This is a genomic window from Albimonas marina (assembly GCF_029223255.1).
Lineage (GTDB): Bacteria > Pseudomonadota > Alphaproteobacteria > Rhodobacterales > Rhodobacteraceae > Albimonas.
In genome coordinates this window covers 41,738-59,487 of sequence record NZ_JARHUC010000008.1, presented here as the reverse complement: position 1 = coordinate 59,487, position 17,750 = coordinate 41,738, and the positions used below count along the sequence as shown (strand labels likewise).

The 17,750-nt window shown below is 76.5% G+C and carries 13 protein-coding genes; 9 read left to right on the top strand and 4 right to left on the bottom strand.

The features are described 5' to 3' along the window. Nucleotides 1–79 precede the first annotated feature (79 nt). The 3 genes from P2H44_RS20215 to recN all read left to right on the top strand — a co-directional run bounded on the left by P2H44_RS20215 (nucleotide 80) and on the right by recN (nucleotide 3,817). The gene (locus tag P2H44_RS20215) at nucleotides 80–1,123 is read left to right on the top strand and encodes an FAD-dependent oxidoreductase (protein WP_275766476.1); all 1,044 of its coding nucleotides are present in this window, start codon (nucleotides 80–82) and stop codon (nucleotides 1,121–1,123) included. A 200-nt stretch (nucleotides 1,124–1,323) separates the two neighbouring features. Continuing rightward, nucleotides 1,324–2,151: an outer membrane protein assembly factor BamD gene (locus P2H44_RS20210; protein ID WP_275766473.1), complete on the top strand. Its 828-nt coding sequence runs from the start codon at nucleotides 1,324–1,326 to the stop codon at nucleotides 2,149–2,151. Nucleotides 2,152–2,161: 10 nt separating this feature from the next. Further along, a complete protein-coding gene (recN, locus tag P2H44_RS20205) occupies nucleotides 2,162–3,817 on the top strand; it encodes a DNA repair protein RecN (RefSeq protein ID WP_275766471.1) in 1,656 nt (551 codons plus the stop codon). A gap of 436 nt (nucleotides 3,818–4,253) precedes the next feature. Here recN and P2H44_RS20200 read toward each other — a convergent pair whose 3' ends face one another. The 4 genes from P2H44_RS20200 to P2H44_RS20185 all read right to left on the bottom strand — a co-directional run bounded on the left by P2H44_RS20200 (nucleotide 4,254) and on the right by P2H44_RS20185 (nucleotide 7,695). Beyond that, the gene (locus P2H44_RS20200; RefSeq protein ID WP_275766469.1) at nucleotides 4,254–4,709 is read right to left on the bottom strand and encodes a DUF1330 domain-containing protein; all 456 of its coding nucleotides are present in this window, start codon (nucleotides 4,707–4,709) and stop codon (nucleotides 4,254–4,256) included. A 90-nt stretch (nucleotides 4,710–4,799) separates the two neighbouring features. Further along, nucleotides 4,800–5,270, bottom strand: coding sequence for an SgcJ/EcaC family oxidoreductase (locus P2H44_RS20195; RefSeq protein WP_275766467.1), 471 nt, complete (start codon nucleotides 5,268–5,270; stop codon nucleotides 4,800–4,802). Then, on the bottom strand, nucleotides 5,270–6,643 hold the full coding sequence (locus tag P2H44_RS20190) for an FAD-binding oxidoreductase (protein WP_275766464.1): 1,374 nt from the start codon (nucleotides 6,641–6,643) through the stop codon (nucleotides 5,270–5,272). The genes P2H44_RS20195 and P2H44_RS20190 overlap by 1 nt, the downstream gene beginning before the upstream one ends. A gap of 374 nt (nucleotides 6,644–7,017) precedes the next feature. Beyond that, nucleotides 7,018–7,695, bottom strand: a complete 678-nt coding sequence (locus P2H44_RS20185; RefSeq protein ID WP_275766462.1) for a TetR/AcrR family transcriptional regulator — start codon at nucleotides 7,693–7,695, stop codon at nucleotides 7,018–7,020. A gap of 144 nt (nucleotides 7,696–7,839) precedes the next feature. Here P2H44_RS20185 and P2H44_RS20180 point away from each other — a divergent pair, with 144 nt between their 5' ends. From P2H44_RS20180 to P2H44_RS20155, 6 genes are all read left to right on the top strand, one after another. After that, nucleotides 7,840–9,129 carry an efflux RND transporter periplasmic adaptor subunit gene (locus P2H44_RS20180; RefSeq protein WP_275766460.1) on the top strand — a complete coding sequence of 430 codons (1,290 nt, stop codon included), beginning with the start codon at nucleotides 7,840–7,842 and terminating at the stop codon, nucleotides 9,127–9,129. Nucleotides 9,130–9,217: 88 nt separating this feature from the next. After that, nucleotides 9,218–12,382 (top strand): efflux RND transporter permease subunit, encoded by a 3,165-nt coding sequence (locus P2H44_RS20175; RefSeq protein WP_275766457.1) that lies wholly within the window; start codon nucleotides 9,218–9,220, stop codon nucleotides 12,380–12,382. Between the two features lie 184 nt (nucleotides 12,383–12,566). Then, nucleotides 12,567–12,983 carry a DUF2177 family protein gene (locus tag P2H44_RS20170; protein WP_275766455.1) on the top strand — a complete coding sequence of 139 codons (417 nt, stop codon included), beginning with the start codon at nucleotides 12,567–12,569 and terminating at the stop codon, nucleotides 12,981–12,983. Nucleotides 12,984–13,053: 70 nt separating this feature from the next. Further along, nucleotides 13,054–13,752, top strand: a complete 699-nt coding sequence (locus tag P2H44_RS20165) for an ABC transporter ATP-binding protein (protein WP_275766452.1) — start codon at nucleotides 13,054–13,056, stop codon at nucleotides 13,750–13,752. Continuing rightward, on the top strand, nucleotides 13,749–16,331 hold the full coding sequence (locus P2H44_RS20160; protein WP_345799009.1) for an FtsX-like permease family protein: 2,583 nt from the start codon (nucleotides 13,749–13,751) through the stop codon (nucleotides 16,329–16,331). Before P2H44_RS20165 ends, P2H44_RS20160 begins: the two co-directional genes overlap by 4 nt. Beyond that, entirely contained in the window at nucleotides 16,321–17,484 is a 1,164-nt protein-coding gene (locus tag P2H44_RS20155) for a lipocalin-like domain-containing protein (protein ID WP_275766450.1), read from the top strand. The genes P2H44_RS20160 and P2H44_RS20155 overlap by 11 nt, the downstream gene beginning before the upstream one ends. Nucleotides 17,485–17,750: the final 266 nt, after the last annotated feature.

Genomic DNA, 17,750 nt, shown 5'->3' with positions numbered 1-17,750 from the left:
CGCCCCGATCCCTTCCCCGGCCGCGCGAATTGCTCGCGCGGCCGTTTTCGTTTCCCCTCCAGTGATTTCGGAGCCGCAGATGGGACCCCGCGTGATCGTGGTCGGCGCCGGCGTCGTGGGCGCCGCCTGCGCCTGGGCGCTCGCCGCCGCCGGCGCCCGCGTCGCGGTGGTCGAGGCCGCCGCCGCCCCGGGGCTCGGCTGCTCCGCCCACTCCTTCGGCTGGCTGAACCTCTCCGTCGCCTCCGCCGAGGACGACCTCGCGCTCCGCGCCGAGGCCCTGGCCCTCGCCCGCCGCGCCCCCGGCTTCGCCGACCGCCGCGGCGCCCTGACCTGGGCCGACAGCTCGCGGGAGACCGAGGCGCTCTTCGCCCTCGTGCGCCCCCACGCCCCCACCGCGCGCCTGGTCGAGGGGCCCGAGGCCGCGGCCCTCGCCCCCGAGCTCGCCGCCCCGCCGCCGCTCGCCCTGTTCTCCCCCGACGAGGGCGCGATCGAGCCGGCCGAGGCCGCCGCCGCCCTCCTCGCCGCCGCGCGGGGGCAGGGGGCGGAGACGATCTTCTCCCGCCCCGTCCTGCGCCTCGCCCTTGACGGCGACCGGGTCGCGGGCGTCGACGTCGGCGGCCCGGCGCCCGAGCGTCTCGCGGCCGACCACGTGGTCCTCGCCGCCGGCGCCGCCTCCGCCGCGCTGCTCGGCCCGCTCGACCCCGACGCGGCCGCCGCGCTCTCCCTTTCCCCCTCGGTGCTGGTCCGCGTCCCCGCCCCGCGCCCGCTGTCGCGAATCCTCTGCGGTCCGGAGCTCGAGGCCCGCGCCGGAGGGCGCGGCGCCGAGATCGTGATGGCCGAGGATCCGCCGCAGGCGCCCGACACGCTCGACGCCCTCGCCGCGCGGCGGGCCGAGGCGATGCGCCGCCTCCTGCACCCGGCCTTCGCCCCCGCCCCCGGCGCCCCGGCGCGCGCGGTCGAGGCCGCGCGGCCGATGCCCGCGACCCGGCCGCTCGCGCCCCTGTCGACGGCGGCGCAGGGCCTGACGCTCGCCTTCGCCCATCCCGGCGTGATCTTCGCGCCTCTCCTCGCCGCCCGCGTGGCCGAGCGGATCGTGGCGCAGGACGCCGCGGGGGCCGCCTGAGCGCGCCTCCCGCCGGCCGCCCGGGGCCGGGCGCCGCCGCGTCGTCTCGCCCCGCCCCGCGCTTCCCGGCGCCCGATCCCGCCCCGCGGCCCTTCGGCGCCCTTGCGGCTCCCCTCCCCAAGGCCGTAAACCCGTACCCGCGCGTCCGAACCCTCGGGCGCCGCGCAGACGACCCCCGACGCCGGACCAAAGGACCCGCGATGATCCGCCCCGCGCTCGCCCTCATGGCCCTGCTGGCGCTCGCCGGCTGTTCCTCCGAGTCCGACGACCCGTTCTACGATCCTTATTCGCAGCGCACCGCCGCCTCGATCTTCGCCGAGGGCGAGGCGCAGCTGAACGACGGGGAGCCGGTCGACGCCGCCCACACCTTCGAGGAGCTGGAGCGCGTCCACCCCTATTCCGAGTGGTCCAAGCGCGCCATGATCATGGCCGCCTACAGCTACTACCAGGGCGCCGAGTACGACAACGCGGTCACCGCCGCGCAGCGCTACATCGCCTTCTTCCCCTCGGACGCCGACGCCGCCTACGCGCAGTACCTGATCGGCATGTCCTACTACGACCAGATCGTGGACGTGCAGCGCGACCAGAGCTCGACGCTCCGCGCGATCCAGGAGTTCGAGGAGGTGGTGCGCCGCTATCCCGGCTCCCAGTACGCCCGCGAGGCGCGCCTGAAGATCGACCTCGCCCGCGACCAGATGGCGGGCAAGGAGATGACGATCGGCCGCTACTACCTGGGCCAGGGCAACTACATCGCCTCGATCAACCGCTTCAAGACGGTGCTCTCGCTCTACCAGACCACCTCGCACGCGCCCGAGGCGCTGTACCGGCTGGTGGAGGCGTACCTGTCGCTGGGCATCAACTCCGAGGCGCAGACCGCCGCCGCGATCCTGGGCTACAACTTCCCCGGCTCCGAGTGGTACGAGGGCGCCTACGACCTGATGCAGGGCGCCGACATCGCGCCCTTCGAGGATCGCGAGAGCTGGATCTCCAAGCTGTTCCGGCGGGTGACCACCGGCGACACGATCTGATCGCAAGCCCATGCTTCGGTCGCTGGAGATCCGCGACATCGTCCTGATCGAGCGCCTCGACCTCGAGCCGGCGCAGGGCCTCAACGCCCTGACCGGCGAGACGGGGGCGGGCAAGTCGATCCTGCTCGACGCGCTGGGCCTGGCGCTCGGCGGGGCCGGGCGCGCCGACATGCTGCGCGCGGGCGCCGAGGAAGGCGCGGTCGCCGCGGTCTTCGACTTCCCCGCCGATCATCCCGGCCGCGAGATCCTGGCCGAGGCCGGGCTCTCGGCCGAGGACGACGAGGTGATCCTGCGCCGGCGCCTCTCGGGCGGCCGGCTGACCGGCTTCGTCAACGGCCAGCGCGCTCCCGCCGAGGTGCTGCGGGCGTTGGGCGAGACGCTGGTCGAGATCCACGGCCAGCACGACGACCGGGGCCTGCTGAACCCTCGCGGCCACCGCGCCATCCTCGACGCCTTCGCCGGCGCGCTTCCCCTGGTGGACGCCGCCCGCGCCGCCTGGGACGCGGCGCGCCGCGCCGACCAGGCGCTCGACGCCGCCCGCGCCGAGGCCGAGGCCGCCGCGCGCGACGCGGAATTCCTGCGCCACGCGGTCGAGGAGCTGACCAGGCTCTCCCCCGAGGCCGGCGAGGACGAGGCGCTCGACGCCGAGCGCCGCCTGATCAAGTCCGCAGCGAAGATCCGCGAGGACGTCGCCCGCGCCAACCAGGCGCTGGGCGCGGACGAGGGGGCGGAGGGCCGCCTGCTCGACGCGATCCGCTGGCTCGACGGCGCCGCCGACGCGGCCGAGGGGCGGCTGGAGGGCGCGCTCGCCGCCCTCGACCGCGCCATGGCCGAGCTCGGCGAGGCGCAGGTCGGCGTCGAGGCCGCGCTCGACGCGCTCGCCTTCGACCCGGGCCGGCTGGAGATGGTCGAGGAGCGCCTCTTCGCCATCCGCGGCCTCGCGCGCAAGCATGGCGTCGCCCCCGACGACCTGCCTGCCCTCGCCGAGGATTTCGCCGCCCGCCTCGCCGCCATCGACGGGGCCGAGGCGCAGATCGCCGACCTGGAGCACGCCGCGAAGACGGCCCGCGCCGCCTACGAGACCGCCGCCGCCCGCCTCACCGAGGCGCGGTCCGAGGCCGCCGGGCGCCTCGACGCCGCGGTGACCGGCGAGCTCGCCCCCCTGAAGCTGGAGCGCGCCCGCTTCGAGACCGAGGTCGCCCCCGGCGCCCCGGGCCCCGAGGGCGTGGACCGGGTCGAGTTCCGCCTCGCCGCCAACCCCGGCGCCCCCGCCGGCCCGCTGGCGCGGGTGGCCTCGGGCGGCGAGCTCTCGCGGGTGCTGCTGGCGCTGAAGGTGTGCCTCTCGGGCGCGGCGGAGGGCCGGGCGATGATCTTCGACGAGATCGACCGCGGCGTGGGCGGCGCGACGGCCGCCGCCGTCGGCGCGCGGCTCGCGGCCCTCGCCGCCGCCGGCGCCCAGGTGCTGGTGGTCACCCACTCGCCCCAGGTCGCCGCGCGCGCCGACCGCCACTTCCGCATCGAGAAATCGGTGACCGACGGGCGCACCCGCACCGACGTCGCCGCCCTCCCCGAGGCCGAGCGCGAGGCCGAGATCGCCCGCATGCTCGCCGGCGAGACGGTCACCGACGCCGCCCGCGACGCCGCCCGCGCGCTCCTCTCCGGCTGACCCCGCCGCCAGACGCCGGCCCCTGCGCAGGCGCCGCGTCTTCCGCCCCGCCGGCCGCCGCCGCCCCGCCCGCGGCGCACCCCGGCCTCTCCGCCCGTGGCCCCCGTCTCCCGCTCCGCAGACCTCGCGCCCCGGCACGCCGTCCGCACGGGTCGCGAAGCGCCTGTTCTCCGGAGCCGTCTCTCGCGGATGCCGGAAAGAGCGACTCGGCCCCCGGGGTCAAGGATCGCCGCAGGCGACCGGCGAAGCCGGCTCGTCCTTGACCCCGGGGGCCGAGTCGCTCAGGCATCCATCAGCGAGAGATGGCTCCGGAGAACAGGCGCGGCCCTGTTCTTCGGTGAGTCAGGAGCCCGCCGGAGGCTCCCGTCCTCGCCGTCCCAGGCGCGCCCGACCCCACGGGCCCAAGCCCGCCCGCAGGGCGCCTCCGCCCCCCGCTTCAGCCGAAGGCGAACCCGTCGCCCGCCTCCGCCGGCGCGTTGCGGATCAGGCGGGAGGTCAGCACCGCCGCCTGGCGATGCACCACCGCCTGCTGGTAGGCCGGCGTCATCAGCATCTCGATGAAGGCCGAGGCGGTGGGATAGCGGGCGATGAAGGCCTCGTCCCAGCGCTCGCCGGCTGGGCCGATCAGGACGGTGCGGAACTCGCCCCGCCAGATGATCCTTCCGCCGAGGCCGGAGAAGACCGGCCCGCTCTCGCGCCCGTAATTCTCGTAGGCCTGCGCGCCGGTCAGGCCGGCCCCGGCCAGCGCGTGGCCCTCGGGGTAGGCGGCCGTCTCGCGGAAGCGCACCAGGTTCAGCATCTCCACCGGCTCGTCGCGGGGCAGGGCCTTGAAGGCCTCCCACTGGGCGCGCTCGGGGTCCACGCAGAAATCGGGGCAGGGGGCGTCGGTCATCGGGTCTCTCCTCCCATCGCGGGCGCTTCGGCCCGTCGTCGGGGTCCTTCCTACCCTCCGCGGCCGGGCGACGCGAGCCGCCCGCCGCCCTCAGGCGTAGCGCGCGCCGCCCAGGCCGTCGGGGCCGGCGAGCAGCGTCTCCGCCCCCTCCACCAGGTCGGTGTTCTGGGCGGCGACCAGCCGCCAGCCCTCGGGCCGGGCCTGGGCGACCAGCAGCAGCATCGCGCGCCGGGGGCCGCCGGGCGCGCCGTCGGGGCCGCGCTGGCCCTCCATCCGCACGCGCACCCGGGCCAGCGCCGCGCCGGGGCCCAGCGCCCGGGTCTCCAGGCGCTCCTCGGTCAGGACGGCGCCGGCGAAGTAGGTCTTGAAGGCGACGCCGTGCACGCGCGCGATCCGCTCGGCCCCGTGCCACCACAGGCCGGTCACGTTCACGAAATCCGCGTCCGTGGCGAACAGCGCCCCCAGCGCGGCCGCGTCATGGGCCGACCAGGCGGCGAGGAAGCCGCGGGCGAGGCGCGCGGCCTCCCCCTGCGCGGCCTCCCCCTCCGCCTCGCCCTCCATCAGTTCAGGTCCAGCATCTTGCCGGGGTTGAGGATGCCCTGCGGGTCCAGCGTCCGCTTGATCTGGGCCATCACCCCCAGCGCCTCGCCATGCTCGGCGGCCATGTAGCCCTTCTTGCCGACCCCGATGCCGTGCTCGCCCGAGACGGTGCCGCCCAGGCGCAGCGCGGTCTGCGCGAGCTTCGCGGCGACCGTCTTGACGTTGGCCAGCTCCTCGGGGCTGTCGGGATCGAAGTAGAGGCCGCAGTGGAAGTTGCCGTCGCCCACGTGGCCGATGATGCCGCCCTGCAGGCCCGCCTCGCGGATGTCGCGGCGCGCCTCGATCACCGCCTCGGCGAGGCGCGAGATCGGCACGCAGACGTCGGTCGAGATGCCCTTGCAGCCCGGCCGCAGCGCCCGGCCCGCATAGTAGAAGTTGTGCCGCGCGTGCCAGAGCTTCGCGCGCTCCTCGGCGTTGGTGGTCCACTTGAAGTCGCCGCCGCCGTGCTCGGCGGCGATCTCGCCGAAAATCTCGGCCTGCTCCTTCACGCCCTCGGGCGTGCCGTGGAACTCGACGAACAGGTGCGGCGTCTCGGGCAGGGACATCTTCGCCCAGGCGTTCACCGCGGCGATCGACCATTCGTCCACGTATTCGATGCGCGCCATCGGCACGCCCATCTGGATGGTCTGGATCACGGCGGCGACCGCGCCCTCGGGGCTCTCGAAGGCGCAGGTGGCGGCCGAGATCCCCTCGGGCGTGCCCCACAGGCGCACGGTCAGCTCGGTGATGATGCCCAGCGTCCCCTCGGAGCCGACCAGCAGGCTCTTGAGGTCGTAGCCGGTGGAGGATTTGCGCGCGCGGGAGCCGGCGCGGATGATCCGCCCGTCGGCCAGAACCGCCTCCAGCGCCAGCACGTTCTCGCGCATGGTGCCGTAGCGCACCGCGTTGGTGCCCGAGGCGCGGGTGGCGGCCATGCCGCCCAGCGTGGCGTTGGCGCCGGGATCGACCGAGAAGAACAGGCCCGTGGCGCGCAGGTGCTCGTTCAGCGCCTCGCGGGTGATGCCGGGCTGCACGACGGCGTCCATGTCCTCGGCATGCACCTCCAGGACCTTGTCCATGCGGGTCATGTCGAGGCTGAGCCCCCCCTGCACCGCCAGCGCGTGCCCCTCGAGCGAGGTGCCCACGCCCCAGGGCACGATCGGGCAGCCGTTCGCCGCGCAGATCTTCACGATCTCCGAGACCTCCTGCGTGGTCTCGGGGAAGGCGACGGCGTCGGGGAGCACGTCGGGGTGCCAGCTTTCGTCCCGGCCGTGCAGGTCGCGCACGGAATCGGCGGTGGACAGGCGCTCGCCCAGGAGGGTCCTGAGCTCGGCGATCGCGGTCTGGATGGTCATGAGGTCCTCCCTGGGCGCCGGACGATAGACCCGGGCCCGGAGGAAGGGAAGACGAGGGGCGGGAGGGAGCCGCATGCGCAGCGAATGCGCCGCGTGGACCCCCGCGCCGGGGGCCGAGGCCCCGCCCGCGGCGCGCCCCGGCGTCGGCGCTCGGGGCGGGCGCCGCCCGGGGCCGATCCCGTCGCCCGGAGGCCCCGGCGCCGGGCGGACGCCGCGCGGCCCGCCGCGGGAAACGGTCGTCCCCCGCCCCCCGGCCGGGATGCGCCGCGGGCGCGAGGCCGGCCAGGGGCGGGCGGGTTCACGCGGCGCCTGCCACGCAGACGCCGGGCGCAAGGGCCGGGGAGAGAGACGAGGTGGACGGCGCGCGCCTGCGCTCAGTCCGCCCGCGGGGGGCCGCCCTGCAGCAGGCCGCGGGCGGCGGCCTCGATCAGGGCGTCGGTGTTCACCGGCACCTCGGTCACCTCGTAGTCGCCGTCGATCAGCAGCGTCGCCACCCCATGCACGAAGGTCCACAGCATGATCGCGAGGCGCATCGCCGGCTCGGTCCCCGGCTCCAGCCCCGAGGCCGCGGCGACGTCCGAGATCACCACCTCGAAGCACTTCTTCGCCTCGAGCCCGTAGTCCTCGTCCGAGGGGTCCGTCAGCTCCCGCTTCATGCCGAACATCACCCGGAACAGGCCCGGGTTGGCGGCGGCGAAGGCCACGTAGGCCTTGCCGATGGCCGCGATCCGCTCCGCCCCCGGCTCGGGGACCACCGCGCGCGAGGCGTGCATCGTCTCGCGCATCTCGTCGAAGCCGTGGTCGCACAGCGTGCGCAGGATGTCGTTGCGGTCGCGGAAATGCTTGTAGGGCGCCGCGGTCGAGACGCCCGCCATCCGGCAGGCCTTCGAGACGGACATGCGGTCCGCCCCGTCCCGCTCCACCAGCTCGCGCACCGCCGCCAGCAGGGCCTGCGCCAGGTCTCCGTGGTGGTAGCTCGCGCGTCGGCAGCAGGCCGCGCCGGACGCCGGGTCGGCGTCCGCGGGCGGGGACGGAGGGGAGGCTTGAGCCATGGGCGGTCCGGTCGATTGCTGTTCGGGTGGGGGCGAGGGTCGCCCGCCGATCATCTTCCGCCGATTTTCGCTGGTCGGGGGTTGCAATGCAAGTTAGTGTCTCTAACATAAGTTAGCAACGCTAACATCGCGTGGAGAGAGTCGATGACGCCCCAGCGTTCCGCCGCAGACGGCGCCCCGGCCGGATCGGGCCCCGCCCCCGCCGCGCCGTCCCCAGCCGCGTCGTCCCCCGCCGCGCCGTCCCTCGGCCGCCGGATCGCCCGCCGGGCGGGCCGGCTGACCCTCTCCACCGGTCTCGCCGCCGCCGCGGGCGTCGCCGCCGTGCTGGGCGCCCAGGCCCTGCAGGAGCGCAACGCCCCCGACCTCGCGCCCCACGCCGCCTCCGCGCCCACCACCGCGCCGGTGGTCACGGTCGCGCGCGCCGACGGCCTGCGCGTCGAGACCCGGCGCCTGGGCGTGGTCGAGCCCGCCCGCCGCATCCAGGCGGCCTTCGACCTCGCCGGCACGGTCGAGACGGTGGCGGTGCAGGAAGGGGACCGCGTGCAGGCGGGCCAGCTCCTCGCCCGTCTCGACGCCGCCCGCATCCGCGCCCGCATCGCCGAGCTCGAGGCCCAGCGCGCGGCGCAGGAGGCGCAGGCCGAGCTCGCCCGCCGCACGCTGGAGCGCCAGGCGGCGCTGCGCGACCGCGGCTTCGCCTCCGACCAGCGCTGGGACGAGGCGCGGCTCGAGGCCGACCGCATCGCCGCCGCCCTTCGCCAGAGCGACGCCGGCCTGCGCGCCGCGCGCATCGACCTCGACCATTCCGAGCTGCGCGCCCCCTTCGCCGGGGAGATCGCCGCCCGCTCCGCCGACGAGGGCGCGGTGGTCTCCGCCGGCCAGCCGATCCTGGAGCTGATCGAGGCCGACCGCCCCCAGGTGCGCGTGGGCCTGCCCGCCGACGCCGCCGCGCGGCTCGAACCCGGCACGCTGATGACGGTGGAGATCGACGGCCGCCGCCTGACCGCCGCCGTCGCCGCGGTGCGCCCCGACGTGGACCCCGCCACCCGCACCCGGGCGGCGCTGCTCGACCTGCTGGCGCCCCCCGAGTTTCCCGTCGCCTTCGGCGCCGCCGTCTCGGTGATCCTGGAGCGCACCCGCGACGAAAGCGGCTTCTGGCTCCCCGTCGCCGCGCTGCGCGAGGGCGGCAAGGGCCTGTGGACCGTGCTGACGGTCGAGGAGCGCCCCGGCGGCGCGGTCGCGGGCGTGGAATCGGTCGAACTCCTGCATGTCGAGGGCGAGCGCGCCTTCGTGCGCGGCAGCCTCGCCCCCGGCGACCGGGTGGTGGCCGCGGGCGCCCACAAGCTCGCCCCCGGCCTGCGCCTCGACGCGGCCGAGATCCCGCTCTCCGAGGCGCTGGGCGAGGATGCGCCCGCCACCCTCGCCTCCGCCGACTGACCCCGGCCCCGGGAGGCTCCGGGCCAGGCCCGGGGCGCCCCCGACCCTTCCGCCCTCCCGCCGCCCGGACCCGATCACGGAGCCCGCCATGCGCACGCTGTTCTTCCGCCAGGCCCGCCTGACCGCGCTGGTGATCCTGGTCCTGGTCGCCGCCGGCGCCTCCGCCTTCCTGACCATCGGCCGGCAGGAAGACCCCACGATCACCAACCTCTTCGCCAACATCTTCACCCCCTATCCCGGCGCCGACCCCGCCCGGGTCGAGGCGCTGGTGACCGAGAAGATCGAGGCCGAACTGCGCGAGATTCCCGAGATCAAGCGCATCACCTCCACCTCCTCGACCGGCATGTCGGTGCTGAACGTCGAGCTCTCCGAGTTCCTCGACGACGCCGCCATCGACATCGCCTGGTCCGACATCCGCCAGGCCCTGCGCGACGTGGCCCGCGAGCTGCCCGAGGGCGTGCCCGAGCCCGAGTTCGACGACGACCGCACCGGCGCCTTCTCGGCCATCTCGGCCCTGATGCCCCGCGACGCGGACGTGCCCCCCGCCATCCTCGCCCGCCATGCCGAGATGCTGGAGGATCGCCTGCGCGCCCTCTCCGGCGTGTCGCTGGTCAGCTCCTACGGGATGCCGGAGGAGGAGGTTCTGGTCACCGTCGATCCCGACGCGCTGGGGCCGCTGGGCCTCTCGGCCGCGCAGGTCGCCGCCGCCATCTCCCAGGCCGATCCCAAGGTCTCGGCCGGCCGACTGCGCGGCGCGGCGACCGACCTGCTGATCGAGGTGTCGGGAGAGATCCGCTCGCTGGACCGGGTGCGCGAGATCCCGCTCGCCACCAACGCCGAGGGCTTCTCGGTCCGCGTCGGCGACGTCGCCACGGTCGAGAAGACCGCGCGCGTCCCCGCCCCCTCGCTGGCCCGCGTCGACGGCCGTCCCGCCGTGCTCGTCGCCGCGAAGATGGAGGAGGGCCGCCAGGTCGACGCCTGGATCCGTACGGTGAAGGCCGCGCTCGCCGACTACGAGGCGAGCCTGCCGGGCGGGCTGGAGCATCGGCTGATCTTCGACCAGTCCGGCTACACCGCCGACCGCCTCTCCGAGGTCGCGATGAACATGGCCGTGGGCGTGGGCCTGGTCGTGGCGGTGCTGTTCCTGACGCTCGGCTTCCGCGCCGCCCTGGTGGTGGCCGCGGTGCTGCCGCTGGTGGGGCTGGCGACGCTGGCGACGCTGAACTTCATGGGCATCCCCATCCACCAGATGTCGGTCACCGGCATGATCGTGGCGCTGGGCCTGCTGGTGGACGCCGCCATCGTGATGACCGACGAGATCCGCCGCCGCCTCGCCGCCGGGATGCCGCGGGTCGAGGCGGTGGGCGACGCGGTCGGGCGGCTGGCCGCGCCGCTCCTCGCCTCCACCGTCACCACCGCGCTGACCTTCATGCCGATGATCCTGCTGCCGGGCCCGGCGGGGGACTTTGTGGGCACGGTCGCGATCTCGGTGGTGGCGATGCTGGCGTGGTCCTTCGTCATCGCCATGACCGTCACGCCCGCCCTTTCGGGCTGGCTGCTGCCCGACCCCTCGAAGGGCGGGGGGATCGTGGCGAACGGCATCTCGGGCGCGGCCTTCGGGCGGCTCTTCGCGGGCTCCCTGCGCCTCGCCACCCGCAACCCGGTCCCCGCCGTCGCCTGGGCGCTGGTCCTGCCGGTGATGGGCTTCCTCGCCTTCCCCTCCCTCACCCCGCAGTTCTTCCCCGGCGTCGACCGCGACCAGTTCTACATCGACGTCGAGATGCCGTCGGGCGCCGCCGTCGCCGCCACCGAGGCGACGTCCGAGGCGATCTCGCAGGCGCTGGCGAGCGAGGACGGCATCCGCCAGGTCGCCTGGGTGATCGGGGAGAGCGCGCCCTCCTTCTACTACAACATGACCATGAACAAGGTGGGCGTCCCCGGCTTCGCCCGCGCCCTGGTCACCACCGAGTCGAACGCCGCCACCGCGCGCCTCGTCCCCCACCTCCAACGCACCCTCCCCGCGGTCGCCCCCGGCGCCCGCATCCTGGTGCGCGACCTGGTGCAGGGCCCGCCGGTGCAGGCCCCGGTGGAGCTGCGCCTGCACGGCGACGACCTCGCGCTGCTGCGCGCCACCGGCGACGCGATCCGCGGGATCATCGAGAGCAGCCCCGACATCGCCTCCGTCCAGACCACCATGGAGGGCGGCGCGCCGAAGCTCGACTTCGCGCTGGACGAGGACAAGGCGCGCCTCGCCGGGCTCGACCTCGTCTCCGTCGCCCGCCAGCTCGACGCGGCGCTCGAGGGCGTGGTCGGCGGCAGCCTGGTCGAGGGCTCCGAGGAGCTGCCCGTCCGGGTCCGCGTCGGCGCCGCGCGCCGCGCCGACGCCGCCTTCGTCGAGACCTTCGAGGTCGTGGCCCCCGACGGCCGCCTCGTCCCCCTCTCGACCCTGGGCGAGATGCGCGTGGTCCCCTCCGACAGCGCGATCTCGCGCCGCGACGGGGAGCGGGTGAACACGGTCGCCGCCTTCGTGCGCTACGGCGTCCTGCCCGAGGCCGCGCTCGCCCAGGCCCAGCGGCTGCTGGACGAGGCGGGGTTCGAGCCGCCCCAGGGCGTGCGCCTCGAGGTCGGCGGCGACGCGGACGCGCGCAACGAGGTGATCCAGAACCTGATGGCGCCGCTGGGCCTGATCGTGACCCTCTCGATCGCCACCGTGGTGCTGACCTTCAACAGCTTCCGCCTCGGCGCGGTGGCGACCGTCGTGATGGTCCTCTCGGCCGGGCTCTCGATCCTGTCGCTGGCGATCTGCGGCTACCCGTTCGGGATCACCGCGGTGGTCGGCGTGATCGGCTCGATCGGCGTCTCGGTGAACGCCTGCATCATCATCCTCACGGCCTTGCAGGAGGATCCGCGGGCCGCGGCCGGCGACCGCGACGCGATGGCCGAGGTGGTGCTGGGCGCGTCGCGCCACATCGTCTCGACCACCGTCACCACCTTCGGCGGCTTCCTGCCGCTGATCCTCGGCGGCGGCGGCTTCTGGCCCCCCTTCGCGATGTCGATCGCCGGCGGCGTGCTGCTGTCCACGGTCGTCAGTTTCTACTTCACGCCGCCGATGTTCGCCCTCGTCGCCCGCCGCGCGACGCCCGCGGGGCAGGGCGCCCCCGTGCCGCCCGAGCCGGAGGCCGCGCGCCCCGCCCTCGCCGCGCTTCCGTCCCGCCCCGCGCCCGCGCAGGGCAACCTCTTCGCCGCCGAGTGACCCCCGGCGCGCCGGGGCCCCAGGCGCTCGCCCCGCCGGCCGGCGCAGGGCGCCCCGGGCCCGACCCGGGGCCTCCGCCGCCCGCGCTCCGCGCCAGGACCCGCGCCACGACCCGGGCTGCGACTGATCCGATCCGCCCCCGCCCGCGTATCCCCTTGCATCGATCCAAACAGGGGAAGGTCGGATGACCCTCGGCGCGCTCTACCTCGCCACCTTCGCGGTGTTCCTCGCGCTCGACGCGCTGATGCTCACCCGCGTGATGAAGCCCCTGTTCGACCGCCACTACGGCGCGATCATGCTCGAAGATCCCAAGTTCGCCGTCGCGGGGGTGTTCTACCTCGGCTACGTCGCCGGCATCCTGTGGTTCGCGAGCTGGCCCGCGCTCGCGCCCGAGGGCGGAGGTTGGCGCTCGGCCGCGCTCAACGGCGCGATCCTGGGCCTGCTCGCCTACGCCACCTACGAGTTCGTCAACATGGCGACCCTCAAGGGCTGGAGCTGGCAGACCGTGATCCTCGACACGATCTGGGGCGGGGTCCTGACCGCGGCCTCCGCCGCCGCCGGCGTCGCCATCATCCAGGCGCTGGGCATGGCGCGCAGCTGACGCGCCGCCCCCCGCCCTGCGCGACCGCGCCGGCTTGCCCGCGGCGCGGCGCCGGCGCAGGGTCCGCGCCATGACCACGCCCGCCGATCCGCCCCCCGCCCTCGCCCTGACCGGGGTCCGCAAGGGCTACGCCACCCCTCAGGGCCGGCTCGAGGTGCTGCGCGGCGTCTCGCTGAAGATCCCGGCGGGCGGGAGCCTGGCCCTGACCGGCGAGAGCGGGTCGGGCAAGAGCACGCTCCTCCACCTCGCCGGCGGGCTCGACACGCCCGACGGGGGCGAGATCCGGGTCGCCGGCCGCACCGCCTCCGGCCTCGACGACGGGGGCCGGGCGGCGCTGCGCCGGGACCGGGTGGGCCTGGTCTTCCAGCAGTTCAACCTGGTCCCCAGCCTCTCGGTCGCCGACAACCTCGCCTTCCAGGCCCGCCTCGCCCGGCGCGAGGACCCCGACTGGACCGCCATGCTGGCCGAGCGCCTCGGCATCGCCGACCTCCTCTCCCGCTGGCCCGAGCAGCTCTCCGGCGGCCAGCAGCAGCGGGTGGCCATCGGCCGGGCGCTGGCCGCGCGCCCGGCGCTGATCCTCGCCGACGAGCCCACCGGCGCCCTCGACGAGACCGCCGCCGACGCCGCCCTCGACCTGCTGCTGGAGCTGACGGCCGAGGCGGGCGGGGCGCTGATGATGGTCACCCACTCCCCCCGCCTCGCCGCGCGCCTCTCGCACCGCCTGCACCTCCAGGCCGGCCGCCTCGTCGCGCCGCCCGAGGCCCCGTGACCGTCCCCGCTGCAAGCGCCGGCGCCGCAGGGCAGGGCGCCGCGCCCGTCGCCTCGGCGCCCGACGGCGGGGGCCTGCGCCTCGCGGCGCTCCTGTGGACGCTGCGCGTCCTGACCAGCCACTGGCGCCGCCGCCCCCTCCAGCTCCTGGCGCTTCTGGTGGGCCTCGCGGCCGCCACGGCGCTCTGGTCCGGCGTCCAGGCCCTCAACGCCCAGGCCCGCGACAGCTACGCCCGCGCGGCCTCCGCCTTCTCCGGCGCGCAGGTCCCCGCGCTGGTCCCCCTCGACGGCGGCCCGATCCCCGAGGCCGCCTTCGCCGAGCTGCGCCGCGCCGGCTGGCCCGTCTCCCCCCTCATCGAGGGCTGGATCGAGGCCGGCCCGCCCGAGGCCCCCGACCGCCTGCGCCTTCTGGGGGTCGAGCCCGCGACACTCCCCCCCGCCGCCGGCCTCGCCCTCGCCTCCGGCGCAGAACCGGGCGCCGACCCCGGCGCCGAGGCGGGCGCAGACCCCTCCCGCGCCGTCGCCGACTTCATCCTGCCGCCCGGCCGCCTGCTGCTTTCCCCCCAGACCCTGAGCGCCAACGGCTGGGCGGAGGGCGAGCGCCCCGCCACCCCGCGCGGCCCGCTGCCGCCGCTCGTCGCCTCCGACGCCCCCGCGCCCGGCGTCGCCCTCGCCGACATCGCCTACGCCCAGGCGCTGCTGGGGATGGAGGGCCGCCTCTCCCGCCTCCTGCTCGACCCCGAGCGCGCGCCCCCCGGCGCGCCCGAGGGCTGGCGGCGCACGGCGCCCGAGCCGCGGGTGGACCCCGGCCGCCTCGCCGGGTCCTTCCACCTCAACCTCACCGCCTTCGGCGGGCTCAGCTTCATCGTCGGCCTGTTCATCGTCCACGGCGCGGTGGGGCTGGCGGTGGAGCAGCGCCGCCCCCTGTTCCGCACCCTGCGCGCCTGCGGCCTCTCGGCCCGGGCGCTGGGCGCGGCGCTGGCGATCGAGCTGGGGGCGGGGGCGCTGCTGGCGGGGCTCGCGGGCGTGGCGCTGGGCTACCTCGTCGCCGCGGCCTTGCTGCCCGACGTGGCGGCGAGCCTGCGCGGCCTCTACGGCGCGCGGGTGCCGGGCGCGCTGTCGCTCTCTCCCGCCTGGTGGGCCGCGGGCCTGGGCATGAGCCTGCTGGGCGCCGCCGCCGCCGCCGGCCCCGCCCTCCTCCGCGCCGCGCGGACCCCGCCCCTGGAGAGCGCCCGCCCCGAGGCCTGGCGCGCCGCCCACGCCCGCGCCGCCCGCCGCCAGGCCCTGGCCGCCGCGGCGCTGGCCCTCGCGGCGCTGGCGCTGGGCCTTTTCGGCACGGGGCTCGTCGCCGGCTTCGCCCTGCTGGGCGCGATCCTGGGCGCCGCGGCGCTGGGCCTGCCGCCGCTGCTGGGCCTCGCGCTCGCCGGCGCCGCGCGCCTCTCCTCCGCGCCGCTCTGGCGCTGGGCGGCGGCGGACGGGCGCCAGCAGCTCCCGGGCCTGTCGCTGGCGCTCGCCTCCCTCCTCCTCGCGCTCTCGGCCAACATCGGCGTGGGGACCATGGTCGACGGCTTCCGCCTGACCTTCCTCGACTGGCTCGACCAGCGCCTGGTGGCCGAGGCCTACGTGCGCGCCGACCCCGGCGCCGCCGACCGGCTCGAATCCTGGCTCTCCGCCCGCCCCGAGATCGAGGCCGTGCTGCCCGAGCCGCGCGCCGAAACCGTGGTCGACGGCTGGCCCGTGCAGCTCGCGGGCGTGACCGACCACCCGGGCCTGCGCGCCTCCTGGCCTTTGCTCGCCTCGCTGCCCGACGCCTGGGACCGGGTCGCCGCCGGCGAGGCGACGCTGGTCTCCGAGCAGTTCGCCCGCCGCTTCGACCTCGCCCCCGGCGCGTCCTTCGCGCTCGACACCCCCACCGGCCCCTGGCCGCTGACGGTGGCGGGGGTCTACGCCGACTACGGCAACGCGAAGGGGGAGCTGCGCCTCGCCGCCCCCGCCCTCGTCGCCCGCTGGCCCGAGGTCGAGCAGGGCCGCTTCGCCCTGCGCCTCGACCCAGCGGCGGTGCCCGGCCTGCTCTCCGACCTCGCCCGCGCGCCCCGGGCCGGCGCGGCCGAGGCGCTGGACCAGGGCCGCATCCGCGCGCTCAGCCGCGCGGTGTTCGAGCGGACCTTCGCCGTCACCGCCGCCCTCAACGCGCTGACCCTGGGGGTGGCCGCCATCGCGCTCCTGACCGCGCTGCTCACCCTCGCCGAGACCCGCCTGCCGCAGGTCGCGCCGCTGTGGGCGATGGGCGTGCGCCGGCGGCGCCTGGCGGGGATCGAGCTCTCCCGCATCCTGGCGCTCGCCGCCCTCACCGCGGCGCTGGCGGTGCCGCTGGGGGTGGGGGTGGCCTGGGCGTTGACCGCGGTGGTCAACGTCGAGGCCTTCGGCTGGCGCCTGCCGCTGCATCTCTTCCCCGGCCAGTGGGCGCGGCTCGCGCTGCTGGCCGTGGCCGTCGCGGGGATCGCGGCGGCGATCCCGCTCCTGCGGCTGGTGCGGACCCCGCCCGCCCGCCTCGCCAAGGTCTTCGCCGATGAACGCTGAGCGCTCCGCCGTCCTGCGCGGCCTCCTCCGCCGCCTCGCGGCCCCGGCTCTGGCCGCCGTCCTCGCGCTCGGCCTCGCCGGCGGCGCCGCGGGGCAGGGGCAGGGCCCGTCGGGCCTCTCCGGACTGACGGGGCGGGGCGACGCGGCCCCGGCGCCGGCCCCCGCGCCGGTCGACCGCCCGCCCGCCGCGGTCCTGCCCGACGCGGCCCTCGCCTTCCCCGCCGACCACGGCGCCCATCCCGACCACCGCCTCGAGGGGTGGCACGTGGCCGCGAACCTCGAGGCGCCCGACGGCCGCGCCTTCGGGGTGCAGTGGTCGCTGGTGCGCCAGTCCCTCTCCCTCGACCCGGCGGCCGAGGGCTGGTCGGCCCCCCAGCTGTGGATCGCGCGCGCCGCGCTGACTTCCGCCGCCGCCCATCTGACGGCCGAGAAGCCGGGCCGCGGCGGCGTGGGGCGGGCGGGCGCGACCGCCGTTCCGTTCCGGGCCTGGATCGACGACTGGCGGCTGCAGAGCGTGGGTCCCGCCGCCCCCGACGCGCCGATCCCGCCCCTGCGCCTGACCGCCCGCGGCCCCGGCTTCGCCTACGACCTGCGCCTCGTCGCCGCCGGCCCGGTCGTCGCGCCGCAGGCGGCCGAGCCCGCGCGCCCCGGCGGCGCAGGCCCCGCGCCCCGGCGCTACGCGCTGCCCTTCCTCGAGGCGAGCGGGCGCATCGAGATGGGCGGCGAGAGCCTCGCGGTCAGCGGCCGCGCCTGGCTCGAGCGCGAATGGTCGAGCCCCGCCCCCGGCGCGCCTGCGTCCGGCTGGGACGGGTTCGCCCTGCACCTGCCCGAGGGCGGGAAGCTGACCGTCCAGCGCCTGCGCCGCGACGGCGGCGACCCGTTGCAGAGCTGCGCCCTGATCGCCCCCGACGGCGCGGTCGAGACGCTCTCCCCCGCCCAGTTCACGATGACCCCCGTCGCGACCGCCCCCGTCGCCGGGCGCGAGATCCCCGTCTCCTGGCGCCTGCAGATCCCCTCCCGGGCCCTCGACGTCACCACGACCCCCCTCAACCCCCAGGCCTGGACCCCCGCCGAGCCGCCCTGGTGGGAGGGGCCCATCGTCTTCCGCGGCACCCATTCCGGCGAGGGCTGGATGGAGCTCGCCGGCTACTGACCGCGCCCCGTCGGCCCCTCCAGGCGCCGGGTCGCGACGCCCGCAGGGGCCGCGAAGCGCCTGTTCTCCGGAGCCGTCTCTCGCGGATGCCGGAAAGAGCGAGTCGGGGGGAGGGGTCAGGGATCGCGAAGCGACCCCGCGCTCTGCGCGGGGCTTGTCCTTGACCCCTCCCCCCGACTCGCTCAGGCATCCATCAGCGAGAGACGGCTCCGGAGAACAGGCGCGGCCCTGTTCTTTGGTGAGTCAGGAGCCCGCCGGAGGCTCCC

What these genes read in the sequence shown, in the direction of transcription:
- P2H44_RS20155 (WP_275766450.1), top strand. Translation starts at nt 16,321, where the DNA reads ATGAACGCTGAGCGCTCCGCCGTCCTGCGCGGCCTCCTCCGCCGCCTC.
- P2H44_RS20190 (WP_275766464.1), bottom strand. Translation starts at nt 6,643, where the DNA reads ATGACCATCCAGACCGCGATCGCCGAGCTCAGGACCCTCCTGGGCGAG.
- P2H44_RS20210 (WP_275766473.1), top strand. Translation starts at nt 1,324, where the DNA reads ATGATCCGCCCCGCGCTCGCCCTCATGGCCCTGCTGGCGCTCGCCGGC.
- P2H44_RS20200 (WP_275766469.1), bottom strand. Translation starts at nt 4,709, where the DNA reads ATGACCGACGCCCCCTGCCCCGATTTCTGCGTGGACCCCGAGCGCGCC.
- P2H44_RS20165 (WP_275766452.1), top strand. Translation starts at nt 13,054, where the DNA reads ATGACCACGCCCGCCGATCCGCCCCCCGCCCTCGCCCTGACCGGGGTC.
- P2H44_RS20185 (WP_275766462.1), bottom strand. Translation starts at nt 7,695, where the DNA reads ATGGCTCAAGCCTCCCCTCCGTCCCCGCCCGCGGACGCCGACCCGGCG.
- P2H44_RS20195 (WP_275766467.1), bottom strand. Translation starts at nt 5,270, where the DNA reads ATGGAGGGCGAGGCGGAGGGGGAGGCCGCGCAGGGGGAGGCCGCGCGC.
- P2H44_RS20215 (WP_275766476.1), top strand. Translation starts at nt 80, where the DNA reads ATGGGACCCCGCGTGATCGTGGTCGGCGCCGGCGTCGTGGGCGCCGCC.
- P2H44_RS20175 (WP_275766457.1), top strand. Translation starts at nt 9,218, where the DNA reads ATGCGCACGCTGTTCTTCCGCCAGGCCCGCCTGACCGCGCTGGTGATC.
- P2H44_RS20180 (WP_275766460.1), top strand. Translation starts at nt 7,840, where the DNA reads ATGACGCCCCAGCGTTCCGCCGCAGACGGCGCCCCGGCCGGATCGGGC.
- P2H44_RS20170 (WP_275766455.1), top strand. Translation starts at nt 12,567, where the DNA reads ATGACCCTCGGCGCGCTCTACCTCGCCACCTTCGCGGTGTTCCTCGCG.
- recN (WP_275766471.1), top strand. Translation starts at nt 2,162, where the DNA reads ATGCTTCGGTCGCTGGAGATCCGCGACATCGTCCTGATCGAGCGCCTC.